Here is a 16210-nt window from a genome sequence, read left to right as displayed (position 1 = left end):
CCCCGACGAAAGTAGCGCTCCGTATGTCGCACGTCCCCAGCCGCTCCACCGGTGCCCCCACCCTCCGGGGCGCCGCCACCAGACCTTCCCCCCGGCTGACGGCCCGCGCGGTGGTCCTGGCCCTGCTGCTGGCCCTGTGCCCCGTCCACATCGCCCTCACCTCGACGGCGGAAGGTGACGTCCTGCTGACCGAGCACCAGAGCCTGCGCCCCGAGCGCGACATCCCGCTGTGCTGCTGACGCGACCCGTCGGCACCACCGCACCGCCCCCCAGCACCCACCGGTGGACCACCGGTGGTGACCGTCAAGGAGGACCACCCATGTCCAAGCTGCCCACTGCCCGCCCCGCCCTCGGCCTGCTGACCCTTCTGGCCGCGGCCGTCCTGTGCCTCGCGGGAGCCGGTTCCGCCCCCGACCTCGTCGCGGCGGGCGGTGGTCGCACCATCGCCGTCAACAACACCGGGTCGGACTTCACGCCGCGGGGACCCATCATGTGACGCACGCTCCAGGGACGGCCGTCCGGCAGCGCGGGTACCCCGCGCCGGGCGGCTGTTCCGCACCCGGAATTCCCGTCCCCCGTAACGGGAACCCCGGTCAGGCCAAGGTGGCCAGCAGCTCCGACACATCGGCCGCGTCGGGCAGCCCGAGCCGTGTGAAGACGCCGTGGGCGTGCTCCAGCTGCTCCCTGGCCCGGTACGTCTCACCCAGGTCCGCAAGCGCCCGCCCCATCGCCACCGAAGCCTGCGCCCGGTCGCGCTCCGAGCACGCCTCCTCGCAGCGCTCGACCGCCGCGGCCGCGTGCTCCACTGCCTCCGGCACCCGCCCGGTCCGCCGCAGCGTCTCCGCCAGCCGGTACAGCACCTGTGCCTCCCGCTCCCGCAGCCCGGCCGCCCGGCACACCGCCAGCGCCTCGCCGTAGCGCACCACCGCCTCCTCGAAGCGGCCCACCCCGTGCAGCGCCAACCCGAGCACGTACAACGCGTACGCCGCCCCGACCTGGTCCTCCAACTCGTCCATGACCAACAGCGCGGACTCACAAGCGGGAACCGCCTCCGCGGGAGACCCGCCGCGCACCCGGGCCAGCGCCGCGTTGACGCTCGTCACCGCCGCACCGGACCGGTGGCCCAGGGTGTGCGCCAGGGCGATCGCCTCGTCGTAGCAGGCTGTCGCCTCCTCGAAGCGGCGGAGGAACTGGGCGACCAGCCCCAGGTCGTTGAGGGCCTGGCGGAGCGTGTAGACGTCGCCCGCGGCACGGGCCGCCGCCACGGACAGCTCGGCGTGCCGCCCCGCCTCCTCGATCCTGTCCGCGCGTAGGGCGATGCCGCTGCACAGCATCCGCGCCCGCCCGATGGTCCGCCGGCAGCCGCTCAGCTCCGCGGCCTCGGTCAGCGCCAGCGCCACCGGCGCCATCCGCTCGTACCAGACGGCGGGGGTGAACGGGCTGACCGCGAGCAGCAGGTCGACCGCGCCGGCGAGCCGGTCCCCGGCCGCGCCCGGCAGCCGCAGGGCGACGGTGCTCAACGCGGCCGCCATCAGGCCGTCGATCTCGGTCACCACCCAGGCCCGGGCGGCGTGCACGTCGCCGAACTCCAGCCCGACCGAGCGCAGCGGACCGAACGCGTTCGCCACCGCGTCGCCGGGGATCGCGTGCGGGAAGGCACTGGCGGCCGTCGCCAGCAGGAAGTCCAGCAGGCTGCCGAAGGCCTCCGCCGCCTCCGCGGGGTCGTGCGACTCGGCACGCTGCCGGGCGAAGACCCGCACCAGGTCGTGGAAACCGTAGCGGCCGGGCTTGGCCGACTCCACCATCGCGGCATCGGTCAGCGACTCCAGCAGGTCTTCCGCCGTCGATTCGTCGACGCCCAGTGCCGCGGCGGCCGTCGGCACCCCGATGTCCGCCGCACCGGCCAGGGAGACCAACCGGAACGCCCTCGCCTGGGCGTCGGTGAGCTGCTGGTAGCCCAGTTCGAAGACGGCGTCGATGGCCAGCGTGCCGATCCGCAGCTCGGCGATGCGCCGCTGCTCGTCCGCCAGGCGCGCGGTCAGCGTCGCCACCGGCCACGAGGGCCGGGCAGACAGCCGGGCGGCCACGATCCGCACCGCGAGGGGCAGATGACCGCAGGCCTCGACCAGCCGCAGCGCCTCCTCCCGCTGCGCGGCCAGCCGCTCCCGGCCGATGATCGCCCCGATCAGCTCCAGTGCCTCGTTGGTGCGGAACGGCTCCAGCAGCAGCTGGGACGTCAACGACAGGTCGAACATGGGCGACCTGCTCGTGATGACGACCGCGCAACTGGGTGACCCGGGGATGAGTTCGCGGACCTGGGCGGCGTCCCGGGCGTTGTCCAGGACGATCAGCAGCCGCCGCCCGTCGATCAGCGACCGGAAGAGCCTGCCCCGGTCCTCGACGCCGTCCGGGACCTGGTCCTCCGGCACCCCCAGGGCCGCCAGGAACCCGGCCAGGACGAAACCCGGTTTCGCCGGGTCGGGCCCGTTGCCCCGCAGATCGGCGTGGAGCTGGCCGTCCGGGTAGTGGGAGCGCGCCCGATGGGCGACGTACAGGGCGAGGCAGGTCTTGCCGACGCCCCCCATTCCCGCGGCGGCCAGCACGACCGGTGTCCGGCGCACCCGCTCGGTGAGCAGCGCGTGCCAGACGTCGACCTGATCGCGCCGTCCGACGAAGTCCGGCGCGTCGTACGGCAGCTGGGCGGGCACCACGCCCTCGGTTCCGGCCCCCACCACGCCCGGCCCCGGCTCCGCCGCTGACGCCGCAACCGACGGCACCGGCTCCGGCCCGGCCTGCACGGGATCGCCGACGAGGATCCGACGGTGCACCTCGGTCAGCTCCGGCCCGGGCTCGATGCCCTGTTCCTCGATCAGCAGGTCCCGCACCCGCCCGAACACCGCCAGGGCATCGGCCTGCCGCCCCGCCTTGTGCAGCGCCCGCATCAGCAGGCCGTAGGGACGCTCCCGCAGCGGGTGCGCCTCGGTCAGTTCGACCAGATCCGGAATGGCCGAGCGGTGCCGGCCCAGCGCCAGGGCGAGCTCGAAGTGCTCCTCGCATAAGGTCAGCCGCAACTCCTCCAGGCGGACCCGCTGCCGCTCCGCGAACGGCCCAGGCACCCCGGCCAGCGGCTCCGCCTGCCACAGCTCCAGCGCCTGCGCCAGCAGCCGGGCGCCCTCCGCCGTCCGGCCGTCGGAGGTGGCGCGCGCCGCCGCGGCCGCCAGACCTTCCGCCCGGCAGAGGTCCAGTGCCCCGTCGGGCACCGTCAGCCGGTAGCCGTCACCGGCCAGCTCCAGGGCGGTCGGCGAGGCGTCCCCCGGCTCCATCAGCTTCCGCAGCCGCCACACGTACGTGCGGACGGTGGTGACCGCCCGGGCGGGCGGCTCGTCCCCCCACAGCGCCCCGACGATCTGCGCCATGGAGACGGGCTGGTTCCCCCGCAGCAGCAGGAGCGACAGCAACGCCTGCTGCTGCGGCGGCCCCACCCGCAGCTCGACGTCCCCCCGGTACGCGCGCACCGCGCCGAGTATCTCGAATCGGAATGCTCCAGCCACTTGGTGGCTCCCCTCGCAACAGCCAGTACCAACACAGGCACATGACGCCTGTGATCCTCTGAAAGACGGGATTCGCCGGGCGGAGGATCCACTTTTCCGGCCGTGAGGTGATGGCGAAAATGAAACGTCGCCGCGGCTCAGGCGGCCGTGATCTCGGTGATCAGGCCCTCCAGCAGCGTCCTGATCCGGTCGCGGACCGGACGGACCGCGTCGAGGCCCTGGCCGGCCGGGTCGTCGACCTTCCGGCTGGGTCGTCGCGGTCGACTCCACGATCGTCCGCGCCCATCAGCACGCCGCCGGGGCCCGCCCAAAGGGGCCCCGGCCGGCGAGCCCAACGACCATGCCCTCGGACGGTCCCGTGGCGGACTGACCACCAAGATCCACCTCGCTGCGGACGGCCGTTGCCGCCCGCTGGGGTTCGTACTCACGCCGGGGCAGGCCGGTGACGCACCGGCGTTCACCCAGGTCATGGCCCAGTTACGGGTGCCCCGGCCGGTCGGCAGGCCCAGAGTCACGCCGGACGTGGTCCTGGCCGACAGGGCGTACTCGTCCCGGGCGATCCGCCGCCACCTGCGGCGGCGCGGAATCCGGGCGGTGATCCCGCAGCCCGCCGATCAGGCCGCCGACCGCAAGCGGCTCGGCCGCCGAGGTGGCCGCCCACCGGCCTTCGACCGTGAGGCCTACAAGCAGCGCAACACCGTCGAACGCTGCATCAACAAGCTCAAGCAATGGCGCGGCCCGGCCACCCGCTACGACAAGACCGCCACCATCTACCTCGCCGGACTCCACCTCGCCGCCATCTTCATCTGGTCAGCGAGGTGATCCGAAAGGAACGGCCCAGGGGCATGTCTCCGTAGCGGGCAAGCGGGAAGGTGGCCGCGATCCATGGGGTCGATCGCGGTCGCGCCGCTCGCACCTGTGGGGCGATGGTTGGGGAGGTTGTGGCAGGCGGCGAGACAAAGTCGCCGCCTACTGCCACCGACTCTCTGACTCAGGTCACTACTGATCTTTTCGTAAGTTCGGTGGGTGTGGTGGGTGGATGGTGAGTCCGGTGTGGGTGAGGAATGACCATGGCAGTTGTGGATTGTGGTTGATGCGGTGGATGCCTTGTTCGGTGGCGTCGGCGACGTCTGCGAGGTGGTCGCCGGCGAGGTTGGCGAGTTCACGTTTCTTGAGTGAGGACCACATGAGCTCCACCGGGTTCAGCTCGGGAGCGTAGGCGGGTAATCGCTCCAGCGTGAGCCAGTCCTGGTCGGCGACCCAGGCGCGCATCGCCCGGCTCCAGTGGGCGGACAGCCCGTCCCAGACCAGGACCACCCGCTCGCCGCGATAGAACACCTTCATCTGCTCCAGGACCTCGATGAGGGCGTCGGTGTCGTAGCTGCCGGGCTTGAGATGGAAGCACAGGCGGGCCCCTCGATCGGGGTCGGTGGAGTGGTATCCCAGGGCCCCGGCCATCGACGCCCGCTTCCAGTTCAGCCGGTGCCGCAGCAGCGGGGTCCGACCTCGGGGTGCGTAGGTGCGGCGGATCTGAGGCAGCAGGGAGACGCCGGATTCGTCGAGGAACACGATCCAGGCACGTGTGTTCACGGCCCCTTTTTGATGCGCGGCCATTCGTGCGCGATCCAGCGGGCGATCTCCGACTCGTCCCTCTCCACCGCCCGCCGCTCGGGGCGTTGCAGGCTCCACCCCAGCCGGCCGGTCAGCAGGCGCCAGACCGACGCCCTCGACAACGACACTCCCGTCACCCGCTCGACGACCAGGCCAACCCGTTCCAAGGTCCACAGATCGGCCTCGAAGCCATGCGCCTGAGCACCCCGCTCCAACGCGGCCCGCACCGCTTCCACCTGGGCATCGTCCAGCTTCGGCCGGCGACCGGGTGCCGGCCGCCGCCGCAGTGCTTGAGCCCCACCGTTCTCCCACGCGCGTCTCCACCGCCGGACACTCTCCGCATGGACCCCCACCATCCCCGCGATCTCGGCATTCGAGCAGCCCCGCCCGAACAACTCGACCGCACGAACACGCCGAGCCTCCGCCAACTCAGGCCGCTTCAAAGGAGGAACAGGAGAACCGGACACACGAGACGAAGACCTGTAGGACACCCCGCCAGCCTCCCACCAACAACGCCACCACACCCACTGAACCAACGAAAAGATCAGTAGGTGGTCTGACCTGAATCGTCGGTCAGAGCAGCCGCGGTCAAGGTGAGGTGCTGGGCCAGGAGTGCGGCTGCGGTGTCGGCGTCGCGGGCCAGCGCCGCCTCCTCCAGCCTGCGGTGTTCCTTGGCGTCGTCCCGGTCGGGGTTGCGGTGCGCCGACCAACGCCGGGCCAGCTCACTCGCGGTCCACAACCGGTCGAAGGTCTCCAGCAGTGCGCTGTTGTCACACCCCTCCAGCAAGGTGCGGTGGAAGGCCCTGTGAGCCTCGGCCCAAGCGCTTGTGCAGTACTCGCTTTCCTGCGGCACGTACGCCGGAGTGCGCACCAGACGATGGTGGGCGGCCCGCACGCGGGCCTCCCAGTCGACGTCGCCGGGCTCGATGGACATGCGCAGTACGACCGGTTCGATGGTCCGGCGGGCTTCCGCGATCTCCTGCCAGCGGCGGTCGGAGAAGGACGGGACCGCGAAACCGCGGTTGGGCAGCCGGTCGGCGAGCCCCTCGCCGACCACCCGTACGAGCGCCTCGCGCACCACGGCCAAGCTCACGCCCTGCTCCTTGGCAAGATCCTGCGGCTTGAGGGGGGCGCCGGGGGCGTGGTCCCCGCGCATGATCGCGTCTCGCAGGTGTGCGTAGACCTGCTCGGAAAGCATCTGCTTCCCCGGCGGGGTGGCGGGCGTGTGGGACGCCGCGCCGCCTGAGCGGTGGCAGGCCGCCCGTCTCCTGGCCGCCGGTCGGGCGATGCGGCGCGTCAACGTACATCTCACGGATGACCACCTTGCCGAGGCGCGCTTGCTGATCGACCCGGTCGTCGCCGGTGCCGACTACGCCGGCAAGGTGCTGGCCGCCGCGAACGCCTCGGTCGCGCTTCCATCCGATCCTCTTGTCGCACTGTGGCAGCAGATCGCGGTGGCGCGCGAGTGGCGCGGCGACGCCCATCTCGTCGTACTCGCCGACAACGGCCTCGGTCCATGTGACTGCCTCGTTCTGCACACCGCAACCGGCCGCCTCCCGACAGCTCTTGCGCGAGCGACCCGTCAATGGGACGACGAGGAGTGGAGCGCAGCGACGGCACGCCTCGTCGCGCGCGGCTGGCTCGACTCCCACGGCGTGGAAACCGACGCCGGCAGTGAGGCACGCGAGCGCATCGAAGTGGAAACGGACGAGCACTGCGCCGCGCTATGGGCGCCGATCGGTACCGCGGGTGCCCGCCGCTTTGCCTCGCTCATCGCGCCGATCACCAACGCGTTCACCACAGCGGGAACGTTCCAGGCCGTTCATGGACGGTCTGATCTCGCATAAACGGTCCTTCGCGCGAGCAAGATCAATCACGCGCCGCCGGACCCCGACCATGATCCCTGCACGGTCAGGCGGACCGGCCGTGCCCTGCCGTCGCTAGCGTGATCCGAGCAGGGAGCGCGGGGCGGCGGAACTCGAAGGGTGGGCGTGCGGAAATGGCGTCCGGGCGGTCGGCGCGCGGACGAACGGGGCCGGGGCATGGCGCCGCTGGCTCATGCGTGCTGTTTCGGGCCGTCGGCCGGACGGACCCACCCGGGCCTGGCCGTCGGGCCCTGGAGCTGTCTGGCCCCGGGACCGGCCCGGCTCCGGGCGGGTCGAGGGTGTTCGATCAGGCCGTGCCGGACACCAGTCCGGCGCGGTGGGCGAGGACGACTACTTGGACCCGGTCACGCAAGCCGAGTTTGACCAGGATGCGCGAGACGTAGGTTTTGATTGTTTCCGGGGCGATGAAGAGGGCTTCGGCGATCTCCGCGTTCGAAAGGCCCTCGGCCACCTGTTGGAACACTTCCAGCTCGCGCGGGGTCAGTGCCTTGACGACCGTTTCGCGTTCGGGGCGGGTGGGGCGGATGTGCTCGGCGAAGTGGCCGATGAGGTGGCGGGTGACGGCGGGAGCGAGCAGGGCCTCGCCCCGGGCCACCGTCCGGATCCCGTTGACCAGCTGGGCCGGTGGTGCGTCCTTGAGGAGGAAGCCGCTGGCTCCGGCCTTCAGGGCGTCGTACACGTACGCGTCGACGTTGAAGGTGGTGACGACCAGCACCTTCGGCGGATTTTCGGCATCGGGGCCAGCCAGTTGCCGGGTGGCCTGGATGCCGTCGAGCAGGGGCATGCGGATGTCCATCACGACCACGTCGGGGCACAGTCGGCGTGCGGCCTGGACCGCCTCGTGCCCGTTCTCGGCCTCGCCGACGACCTCCATGTCGGGCTGCGCGGAGAAGATGGTGACGTAGCCGGTGCGCACCAGTGCCTGGTCGTCACAGACGAGTACACGGATCGGCGGCTGCGCGTCGCTCTCGCTCACGGGGCTACTCCTGGACGGGCTTGGTGGGAATCGTGGCGCGGACCTCGAACCCGCCCTCGGGCCGGGGACCGGCCTCAAGTTCACCATCGAGCATCCGCACCCGTGCACGCAGCCCGGCAAGACCCCGCCCGCCCCCCGAACCCGGCACCTGCATGACCGGTAGGTCGGCCGGGAGGCTGTCGGATCCGCCGGTGACCACCGTGATCTCGAGGTGTTCCCCGCCATGGCGGGCCGAGACCCGGGTCGGCTGCCCGGCCGCGTACTTCATAGCGTTGGTGAGTGCCTCCTGCACCACCCGGTAGGCGGCCAGCTCCACGTCCACCGGCTGCGGCTGCCGCTCGCCCTGCTCGCTGAACTCGACCGGCTGGCCGGACCTGCGGGCCTGCTCGATGAGGTCCGCCACCCGTCCCGGGGCTGGGGCCCGGTCCGCACGCGCCGGATCGGCGCTTTCGCCGGTCGCCTCCAGCACGCCGAGGAGGTAGCGCAGTTCCGTCAGCGCTCGCCGTCCGGTGTCGCTGACGGCCACAAGTCCTTCACCGGCCTGCTCCGGCGCGGAGGTGATCAGGAACTGTGCCGCATCGGCCTGGACCACCATGGCCGTCACGTGGTGGGTGACCACGTCGTGCAGCTCGCGGGCGATCCGGGCCCGCTCGGTCGCCGTGGCCACCTCGGCGGCCAGCCGCCGCTGCTCCGCTTCTTGTGCCCTGCGCATCCGCGCGCTGCTCCCTACCAGCCAGATCGCGGCCAGAGTCAGGTAGAAGGCGGCATAGTCCGCGATGCCCTGCGGTGAGCCCAGACGGTGCAGCACCAGAGCCAGGGCGATGTAGCCCGCACTCGCCGCGGCCGCCAGGCGCCGGCGGAGGCGGACCTGGTGGGCCCCGGCCGAGTACAGCACGCCGTACAGTCCCAGGCTGCCGAACGTCGTCGCGAAACCCAGAGCCTGATGCGCGGCGAACGCGCCCGCGACCACGGCCAGAGTGGCGGCGGACCACCGACGGCGGGCTGCCAGCGGCAGCGTCTGAGCCAGGGTCAGCCCGATACTCAGCGCGTCCACCGGCCGCTGAGGCAGATCACCGATCTGCGCGCCGATGTTCGACAGGGTCGGCGTGAAGGCGAGCAGCGCGAGCACCACGGCCACAAGGCCGTCCTGGAAGGAGGCGCCCCGCTCCCTCCACCGGTCGAGCGGCGCCTGGAACCGCGGGGAGCTCCAGGGCGCCTGACGGGACATCACTTCCGTATCCTCCGGTCGGCCGGTCTCAATGCCGGGCCCGCCGCCGGGGCAGCAGGCCGCCGCCTCGACGGGCCAGGACAAGCATCGGAACGGTGATCAGCACACTGAGGAGCACGGGCACGACCGACGCCTCCAGACCGAAGATACCCCCGGTCAGCGCCGCCGACCCATGGGCATCGACGGTGAACAGCCCCTCCGGGGCATGCCCGGATACCGGAACACCGGCCAGCTGCTGAACGGTGTTCCACGCGAAGTGCAGACCCGCGACGAACCAGATGCTGCGCCTCCACATGTACGCGGCACCCAGCATCACACCCGCCTGCAAAGCGATCGCCAGCGCACTCCACAGGTTCGCCCCCGCCCCGCCCAGGTGGGCGGCCCCGAAGAACACCGCGGTGACCGCGATCGCGATTCCGCGCCCCCACCGCTGCTCCAGGGCCTGCAAGAACAGACCCCGGAACATCAGCTCCTCGGTGACCGCGGTACCGATCTGCACCATCACCGCGGACCACACCACCGACATGAAGCCGCTGCCCGCCCGGGAGAACGAATACCCCCCGAACAACGTGATCAACAAAAGCGCCGCCAGGATGAACCCCAGACCGATCCCCCCGCCGAGCAGCGCCTCACGCGCCGCCCCGGACCGGGATATCTCCGGCGTGGCACGTCCCGCGATCCGGCGCATCACCAGTGCGTACACGGCCACCGCGGCGGCCGCGCCCAGCACCGGCACCGGACCCGGCCCCGTGGCCGTCAGACTCGCGACCAGAGCGACTCCGACCAGCCCGGTCACCGACCAGCCGAGCGGCGAGCGCAGGATCCGGCCGAAACGGCCGCCCCAGCCGGCCGGCCCCGTGTCCGGACCGGCGTCCGCTTCGTGCCCGTACTTGGCAGTCGATGTCGTGCTCATGATGGCCTCCCCTGTGGCGGTGGTCGCACCGGCGGCGACCTGGCAACCACGCTAGAAACCAACCGGCATCCGCGAATCACCCCCGGAGGGACAGCCCGCGTAGCTCTCACGGGGGATGCGCCACTCCCGCCCGACCACTCCCAGCCCTCACCGCCACACAACGCAGCCGCGACACGAACAGCAGCGTGCACCCTACGAGGGCCAGGCGCGGGACCGATCCGAGATCAGATGCTCTCTTGCAGCTGGACGGTGGTGCCGGGCTTGAGGCGGTCGATCGGGGTGCCGGTCAGGCCCTTCTCGCCGAGGAGATTGGCGGTGGAGCGCTGGCCGAGGTCGCTGAGCATGAGTTCGTGGATCTGGATGATGCGCTCGGGCTTGACGGTGCGGACGTAGTCGGCGGCTTCGCCGAGCTTTGTCCATGGGCCGCTGGTCGGCAGCAGGAGGGTGTGTATGGGAGCGTCGGGCGCGAAGTAGGCGTCGCCGGGGTGGTAGACGGCTCCGTTGTCTAGGAGGTAGCCGACGTTGTCGGGGCACGGGATGTCGGCGTGGATCAGCGCGTGGCGGTGGCCGTGGACGGTGGCGGTGATGGAACCGATGCTGAAGGCGTCGCCCGCGGCGACGGCGTGGACCCGGCCATCGTGGCTGCCGAGGGTGGCTGCGACCGTGGCTGTGCCGTAGACCTGCAGCCCGGGCTGGGCTTCGAGAGCGGCGGCGACGAGCTTTTCGTCGAAGTGGTCGAAGTGTTCGTGGGTGATCAGGACGGCATGCGCCTGGGTGACGGCTTCTGCCGCGTCCGGGGTGAGGGTGCCGGGGTCGATGACCAGGCGGGTGCCGTCCTTCTCAAGTGTGATGCAGGCATGGGAGTGCTTGGTGAGCTTCACAGCGGGTCCTTTCCGAGCCGACCGAATATCTACAGCCAAACTGTACAGCGGGGTTGTAGATATCGCGCCGTGAGCGTCGGCTGCGACTTGACTGCGGCGCTCACGCCCTTCACTGCGGCGGGGGCCGGTGGACGCTCCTGTGGCGCCAAGGTGAACAATGTAGCTAAGGTGTACAGTTTGGTTGATGAGTGTGGGTAAGCTGGCGTCATGGACGAGAATCAGCTGGCTGAAGAACTTCGCCTGACCATCGGACGGCTCGTACGCACTGTGCGCACTGCCGACAAGATGCCGCCCGGCGAGGCCGCCGTCCTGGGCTACCTGGACCGCAGCGGCCCGCTGACCACCGCCGATATCGCACAACAGCGGGGAGTCAGTCACCAGTCGGCTGCCAAGGCGGTCAAAGAACTCCTGGCTCAGGGCCTTGTGTATGCCGAGGCGCACCCCAGCGACGGGCGCAAGCTGTTGCTCCACCTCACGCCGACGGGAAGCGGCCGTCTGGCCGAGGAGCGCCGAAGGCGTGCGGACTGGCTCGGCACCGCGATCAGCGATGTCCTCAGTTCCGATGAACGAAAGACGCTTGAGGCGGCGCTGCCTCTGCTGTCACGCCTGACCACACACTTGAATGGCAAGTAGCCCAGGGACTGTCGTTTGGGTCATCGCGCGCTGTGCATTGTGAAGTTGCAGGTCACGAGTCTGGTGTGCGCGATGTCCGGGACGCTCATGCTGGTCGCGCACGGATGAGTTCGGCGAAGATCGTCGGTCACCGCGGGACTTCGCGCTTGCCGCGCACCGCCACCTGAAGGCCAGGGCTTCGGCGCCGTCGGATGGTGTCCGGTTCATGAGGGTCAGTCGGGTGGGAAGCCCTGGAAGTAGACAGTGCCGGACAGCCCCGGATCCCAACTGGAGAAGTGGTACCACCCGTCGCTAACGGGGACATGCATCTGCTGGATCCGCTGGCCCCGACCTTACGTCGTGATCAAAGACGTCTGGTACGAGGTCGAACTGGCTGTAGCCGACGGCCCGGTCAGCGCGCCGTCCCGCGCGTGGTGCGCTACTCGATCAACAGGGGTGTCGTAGATGTAGACCCGGCGGTGTGGGCTGCCGCGAGGGAGCGGCTGTGCACCTTCAGCGTGCGCTCCATCCCACGGGCCTGGGTCGAACAAGTACGGCCCGGCAGGGTGATCGTCGCCCCCTACGGCACACAGCACAGCAGCCGCGCCGCCGCCCGCCTCACCCTCCAAGCCCGCCTGGGAACTGCGCCAGACGAGCCACTCCAAGGCCCGCGCACCCTGATCGGCGGCGCTGTCGGCCCGAGGCTCTCTACGGCGGTGGCCGACCGCGCCGACAGGCTGGCTCCCCATCGGCGGCGTCTTGGACGAGTACGCCCGGTACCTGTGACGAACCGGTGACGCCGACGCCGCCGTCCATGTCTCCCTTCCTGGTAATTTGGCACACTCTTTCGATCAATTCGTGCTCCACTGGGGGACTTCTCGTGCACAAGAACCTGCGTCACAGCCTCATCGCCACCGCCGGCATCGCGGCCGCCCTGGCCCTCACGGCATGCGGCAGCGACTCCGGCAGCGACAAGGCCGCCACCTCGAAGGACCCGAAGCCGGCCGCGACGCCGAGCAGTCCGTCGGCCGCGTCGAGCTCCGGTGTCGGTACCGACGCCAAGGGCGGCAGTGTGGAGGGCGGCTGGATCTCGATGGCGAATCCGTCGAAGCCCGTTGTCCTGACCGTCAAGGGCAAGACCGCCGTGGTCGTCGAGGGCGCTTCCGGCCTGACCTGCCAGGGCACCACCGACGGCAAGTCCTTCGACCTCAAGTGCCCGGCGGGCGCACTGCACGCGAAGGGCCAGGTCGCCTCCGTGGGCGCGGCCGAACTGAAGGTCACCTGGCAGGAAGTCGGCACCGAGACCTACCAGAAGAGCGAGCCGGGCAAGCTTCCCACGGGCCTCCCCACAGTCATCCCGAAGCCCTGACTCATCCCGTACGGTCCCGCGCCTCGGGCGGCGGTCGGGACCGTACGGTGGCGGTGTGCATCCCACAGGGGGGACGACGGGCTATACCGATGCCGGAGCGGCACGCGACCTACGCGGTCAGAGTCTTTGCCGCGGACCCCGCCTCGTGACCGGCTGGTGGCACGCCCTGCCGGCCGAGACCCGCGCCGAGGCCGACGGGTACGTCCTCAGGGGCTGCCGCCAGGCCACGGTGTGCCTCCAGCTCGGCGACCACGTGCCCGACCTTCCGCGGCGGCGTCCGCAGCCACTGACCTGGGTCGTTGATGCGTCGTTTGATATGCATCTGCCAGACCTGTCGGTGGTCGGCGCGTGGCGACGGCCCGAGCATGGGCACGGCCGGGTCCACACCCCACGGCACCGCCACCGCGTCCTGGGCGCCGGATCGACCTGGTACGTCCCCCAGACGTTCCCCTCCGCGGCGTCCATCGGTGGGTGGCGGAATGGACGATCGCCTGGCTCCACGGCTTCCGCCGGCTCCGCATCCGACGGGAACGACGAGACGACATCCGCGAAGCCTTCCGCGGCCTCGCCACCAGCCTCATTACCCACAGACACGTCCAACGCCTTTGTCAGGGCCTCTTGGAGGGCGGTTCGTGAGTTGATGTCCGTTTCCAGATGAGGTTGGGGCAGGTCTGCTGGTCGCGGTGCGCGGTCGGCTACTGCTTCGACGCGGGACGCGGAGGAGGCCGGGCGGTGCTCGTAGTCGCGGACCAGGCGCCGGTGCAGTATCAGGATTCCGTAGGTCTGCTCGACCCTCCATCGCTTCGGCTGCGGGACGAACCCCTTGTCCGGCGGGTTGCGTTCAACGACCTCGACATCGATGCCCATGCGGGTGCCGTGAAGGGCGACCTGGTTCTTGAAGCCCCGGTCGACCAGCGCCTTGCGGACGGTGTTGCCGGTGTGTTCGGCGACCTGGTCCAGCAAGGCGATGCCCGCGGCGTTGTCGTGCGTGCTGGCGGCGATGACGATGACGGCGATGACCAGGCCCAGAACGTCCACGGCCCGTGCCCGCCTCCGGCCCGGCACCCGTTTCGCCGGGTCCCGGCCGGTCGTGGAGGCGGGGACTCCGGCAGCCGCGCGGACGCTCTGCGTGTCCAGCACCACCAGGGTCGGGTCCTCTAACCGACGGGCCATCTCGCGGACTTGGCAGCGCAGAAGTTCATGGATGACCTGGTCGGTTCCGTCGTCGCGCCAGGCGGCGAAGTAGTAGTACGCAGCGCTCGTCGGCAGCAGGTCGTGCGGGAGGTAGGCCCACTGGCAGCCGGTCCGGCCCTGGTAGAGGATCGCGTTCACGATCTCCCGCATCGCGTAGGCGCCCTGGTGGCCGCTGACCGAACGGTGCCGGTCCTTCCGCGCCGTGAGCACCGGCTCGATCAACGACCACTGCTCGTCCGACAAGTCGCTCGGGTACGGCCTGCGTTCACTCGCCCCGCCACACCAGCAGACCACCATCCGCAAACCGGTAGATTCCGCCCGTACCCACTCCATCAGGTGATGGCTGAACCACTCAAAGAATCACGAACCGCCCTCTGAGGCGGGTCACCAAGGGAACGCGTAAGAGGAGGTAGTGTGGCACCCATCAATTGAACTTGTTCAAATGGGGGGCAGTGTGGACGGGCTCGGCAAGGGCATGTCATCGCAGATGCGGCTAGGCATCGCGCAGTGGTTGGCATTCGGCGCCCAGGCGGTGGGGCTGACGGTGGGATTCGTACTCGCCGAGCCCACCAGCCTGAAACCGGAATACGCCGACGTTCTTGTCACGATGTGCGTACTACTCATAGCCGGTTCAGGGGCGATCGTGAGCTGCGTGATCGCGCTGGCCCGCCGGAAGCCCGGGGCGGCCTGGTGGGCGGCCACTTCGGCTACAGCCATCGCGGCCCTGATGATGCTGCCATCGGCGGGGATGGGCATCTGGTTCCCCTGGTGTGCCGTTGCCCTCTGCGCGCCACTCATCGGCATGTTCGCGAGCCTCCGACGCGAGCGGACGGAACCGGAAGACACAGGCCCGGGCCCCACGCATGGGGCCGGCCGGGCAGCGGTCGCCCTGTCCGCCGTCGCCCTGACGGTCTCGATGTTCTCGGGGGCGGGAATAGAAGACGTCGACTACTCCGGAACCTGGACCACCCGCGAGCACGACGTCACCCTCACGCTGAGCGGCTCACCTGGCGGGCGGGGGAGCTACACCCTGAGGTCGGCAACGTGTTCGGAGGAAGCCGACTGGAGTCTCCGCAACCCGCAGATGTCGACTTCGGTCCAGGTCTGGCTCCTCCGGGACAGCATGACCACACGCTGCATACCCGGCCCCGACAACATCAGGCTTTACGTCGCCGGCGGCACCGTCGCCAAGCCCGTCCTGAGCACGACCGGCCCGAACGGCACCGCTTGGTTCCTCACCCGGCAGTGACGGGAGGCATGCCCCTGCGGGTCATCAAAGGTGTCAGACCGACGACGTCACTTTCACACCTGGAACGGACGGCACGAGCAGAGGTGGGCCGGGTTCTGGGGCAGCACCACAGGACGCGTGTGCTCGCGGCGAATATCTATGCGCGGGAGGGTGGGGCAGCCGGGTATCGGGACCCGACCTGACGGCAGCTTCACCAGGAAGCAGTAGCCGACCGAGCACCGCGACCAGCAGCCCTACCCAGCCTCAACCGGAAATGGACATCAACTCACGAACCGCCCTCTTGCTGAAGATGGTGCGGCGGAGCACGGTGCGGCCGTGGCGGCATTGAGGGTGTTGTTCGCCCGCTTCGGCTTGGCTGTGTCCTTCGTCGGGGCCGTGATCTGCACAGGCTCCCCGGCGGGGAGGCAGGGCCGCCGTGGAGCTGCACAGAAGGCCCTGCTGGCGCGTCAGACGAATAGCCCCGACATATCCAATCGAGTTCAGCGGCGGCACTCGTGTGGCTGTGCGAAACGGCTTCGGTAACTCCCCGCACGGCCGTGGCATTTGGATGGTTATTTCGAGCCATTGGGCTGATTGCCTGAGCATGGAATGCGACTTCTGGAGAATTCCGGCCAAGGGGTGGTGCGGTGATTGCCGGGCGCGGGCGCTCTTGACATCCGGAGGGTTGTGATGGTCATGCGGAGTGCGGTGCGGAATGAGAGAATCCGATTGGCTCCTTGGGCAGGGGTAACGCACGGTTC

13 protein-coding genes and 5 pseudogenes are annotated in these 16210 nt (G+C 70.1%); 9 read left to right on the top strand and 9 right to left on the bottom strand.

Translation table 11 applies throughout. From position 1 onward, the window contains the following. Window positions 1-23: 23 nt before the first annotated feature. Window positions 24-239 carry a hypothetical protein gene (locus OG509_RS01165; protein ID WP_406179283.1) on the top strand — a complete coding sequence of 72 codons (216 nt, stop codon included), beginning with the start codon at window positions 24-26 and terminating at the stop codon, window positions 237-239. A gap of 80 nt (window positions 240-319) precedes the next feature. Further along, window positions 320-496, top strand: coding sequence for a hypothetical protein (locus tag OG509_RS01160; protein ID WP_406179281.1), 177 nt, complete (start codon window positions 320-322; stop codon window positions 494-496). A 97-nt stretch (window positions 497-593) separates the two neighbouring features. Here the strand turns inward: OG509_RS01160 and OG509_RS01155 are convergent, their stop codons facing one another. Next, the gene (locus tag OG509_RS01155; protein WP_406179280.1) at window positions 594-3551 is read right to left on the bottom strand and encodes an AfsR/SARP family transcriptional regulator; all 2958 of its coding nucleotides are present in this window, start codon (window positions 3549-3551) and stop codon (window positions 594-596) included. A gap of 345 nt (window positions 3552-3896) precedes the next feature. Here OG509_RS01155 and OG509_RS01150 point away from each other — a divergent pair. Next, a pseudogene (locus OG509_RS01150) lies at window positions 3897-4373 on the top strand (IS5 family transposase); the annotation flags it as partial. Window positions 4374-4550: 177 nt separating this feature from the next. Here OG509_RS01150 and OG509_RS01145 read toward each other — a convergent pair. From OG509_RS01145 to OG509_RS01135, 3 genes are all read right to left on the bottom strand, one after another. After that, window positions 4551-5141 (bottom strand): IS630 family transposase, encoded by a 591-nt coding sequence (locus OG509_RS01145; RefSeq protein ID WP_406179278.1) that lies wholly within the window; start codon window positions 5139-5141, stop codon window positions 4551-4553. Beyond that, window positions 5138-5629 (bottom strand): winged helix-turn-helix domain-containing protein, encoded by a 492-nt coding sequence (locus OG509_RS01140; RefSeq protein WP_406179276.1) that lies wholly within the window; start codon window positions 5627-5629, stop codon window positions 5138-5140. Before OG509_RS01140 ends, OG509_RS01145 begins: the two co-directional genes overlap by 4 nt. 77 nt (window positions 5630-5706) lie before the next feature. Further along, window positions 5707-6360: a GntR family transcriptional regulator gene (locus OG509_RS01135; protein WP_406179274.1), complete on the bottom strand. Its 654-nt coding sequence runs from the start codon at window positions 6358-6360 to the stop codon at window positions 5707-5709. A gap of 16 nt (window positions 6361-6376) precedes the next feature. Here OG509_RS01135 and OG509_RS01130 point away from each other — a divergent pair. Beyond that, window positions 6377-7009 (top strand): annotated as a pseudogene (locus OG509_RS01130) (SCO6745 family protein); the annotation flags it as partial. A gap of 325 nt (window positions 7010-7334) precedes the next feature. Here OG509_RS01130 and OG509_RS01125 read toward each other — a convergent pair. The 4 genes from OG509_RS01125 to OG509_RS01110 form a co-directional block, all read right to left on the bottom strand. Continuing rightward, window positions 7335-8024: a response regulator gene (locus tag OG509_RS01125; protein ID WP_406179272.1), complete on the bottom strand. Its 690-nt coding sequence runs from the start codon at window positions 8022-8024 to the stop codon at window positions 7335-7337. A gap of 4 nt (window positions 8025-8028) precedes the next feature. After that, complete coding sequence (locus OG509_RS01120) at window positions 8029-9252, bottom strand: sensor histidine kinase (RefSeq protein ID WP_406179271.1); 1224 nt, start codon at window positions 9250-9252, stop codon at window positions 8029-8031. 28 nt (window positions 9253-9280) lie between these two features. After that, window positions 9281-10165 carry a CPBP family intramembrane glutamic endopeptidase gene (locus tag OG509_RS01115; RefSeq protein WP_406179269.1) on the bottom strand — a complete coding sequence of 295 codons (885 nt, stop codon included), beginning with the start codon at window positions 10163-10165 and terminating at the stop codon, window positions 9281-9283. A 224-nt stretch (window positions 10166-10389) separates the two neighbouring features. Beyond that, the gene (locus OG509_RS01110; protein WP_406179267.1) at window positions 10390-11046 is read right to left on the bottom strand and encodes an MBL fold metallo-hydrolase; all 657 of its coding nucleotides are present in this window, start codon (window positions 11044-11046) and stop codon (window positions 10390-10392) included. Window positions 11047-11253: 207 nt separating this feature from the next. Here OG509_RS01110 and OG509_RS01105 point away from each other — a divergent pair, with 207 nt between their 5' ends. From OG509_RS01105 to OG509_RS01090, 4 genes and pseudogenes are all read left to right on the top strand, one after another. Continuing rightward, window positions 11254-11679, top strand: a complete 426-nt coding sequence (locus tag OG509_RS01105; protein ID WP_406179265.1) for a MarR family winged helix-turn-helix transcriptional regulator — start codon at window positions 11254-11256, stop codon at window positions 11677-11679. A gap of 623 nt (window positions 11680-12302) precedes the next feature. Beyond that, window positions 12303-12414: pseudogene (locus tag OG509_RS01100) on the top strand (LLM class F420-dependent oxidoreductase); the annotation flags it as partial. Window positions 12415-12538: 124 nt separating this feature from the next. Continuing rightward, a complete protein-coding gene (locus OG509_RS01095; protein WP_389412396.1) occupies window positions 12539-13027 on the top strand; it encodes a hypothetical protein in 489 nt (162 codons plus the stop codon). A 456-nt stretch (window positions 13028-13483) separates the two neighbouring features. Continuing rightward, window positions 13484-13663: pseudogene (locus tag OG509_RS01090) on the top strand (IS5/IS1182 family transposase); the annotation flags it as partial. A gap of 69 nt (window positions 13664-13732) precedes the next feature. On the opposite strand, the pseudogene OG509_RS01085 reads toward OG509_RS01090, so the two are convergent. Next, window positions 13733-14518: pseudogene (locus OG509_RS01085) on the bottom strand (IS5 family transposase); the annotation flags it as partial. A 157-nt stretch (window positions 14519-14675) separates the two neighbouring features. Here OG509_RS01085 and OG509_RS01080 point away from each other — a divergent pair. Then, window positions 14676-15470 carry a hypothetical protein gene (locus tag OG509_RS01080; RefSeq protein WP_406179263.1) on the top strand — a complete coding sequence of 265 codons (795 nt, stop codon included), beginning with the start codon at window positions 14676-14678 and terminating at the stop codon, window positions 15468-15470. Window positions 15471-16210: the final 740 nt, after the last annotated feature.

The organism is Streptomyces sp. NBC_01006, assembly GCF_045162725.1.
In the GTDB taxonomy this organism is placed as follows: Bacteria; Actinomycetota; Actinomycetes; order Streptomycetales; family Streptomycetaceae; genus Streptomyces.
The sequence above is the reverse complement of the archived record's forward strand: the minus strand, read 5'-3'. Positions and strand labels throughout refer to the sequence as shown.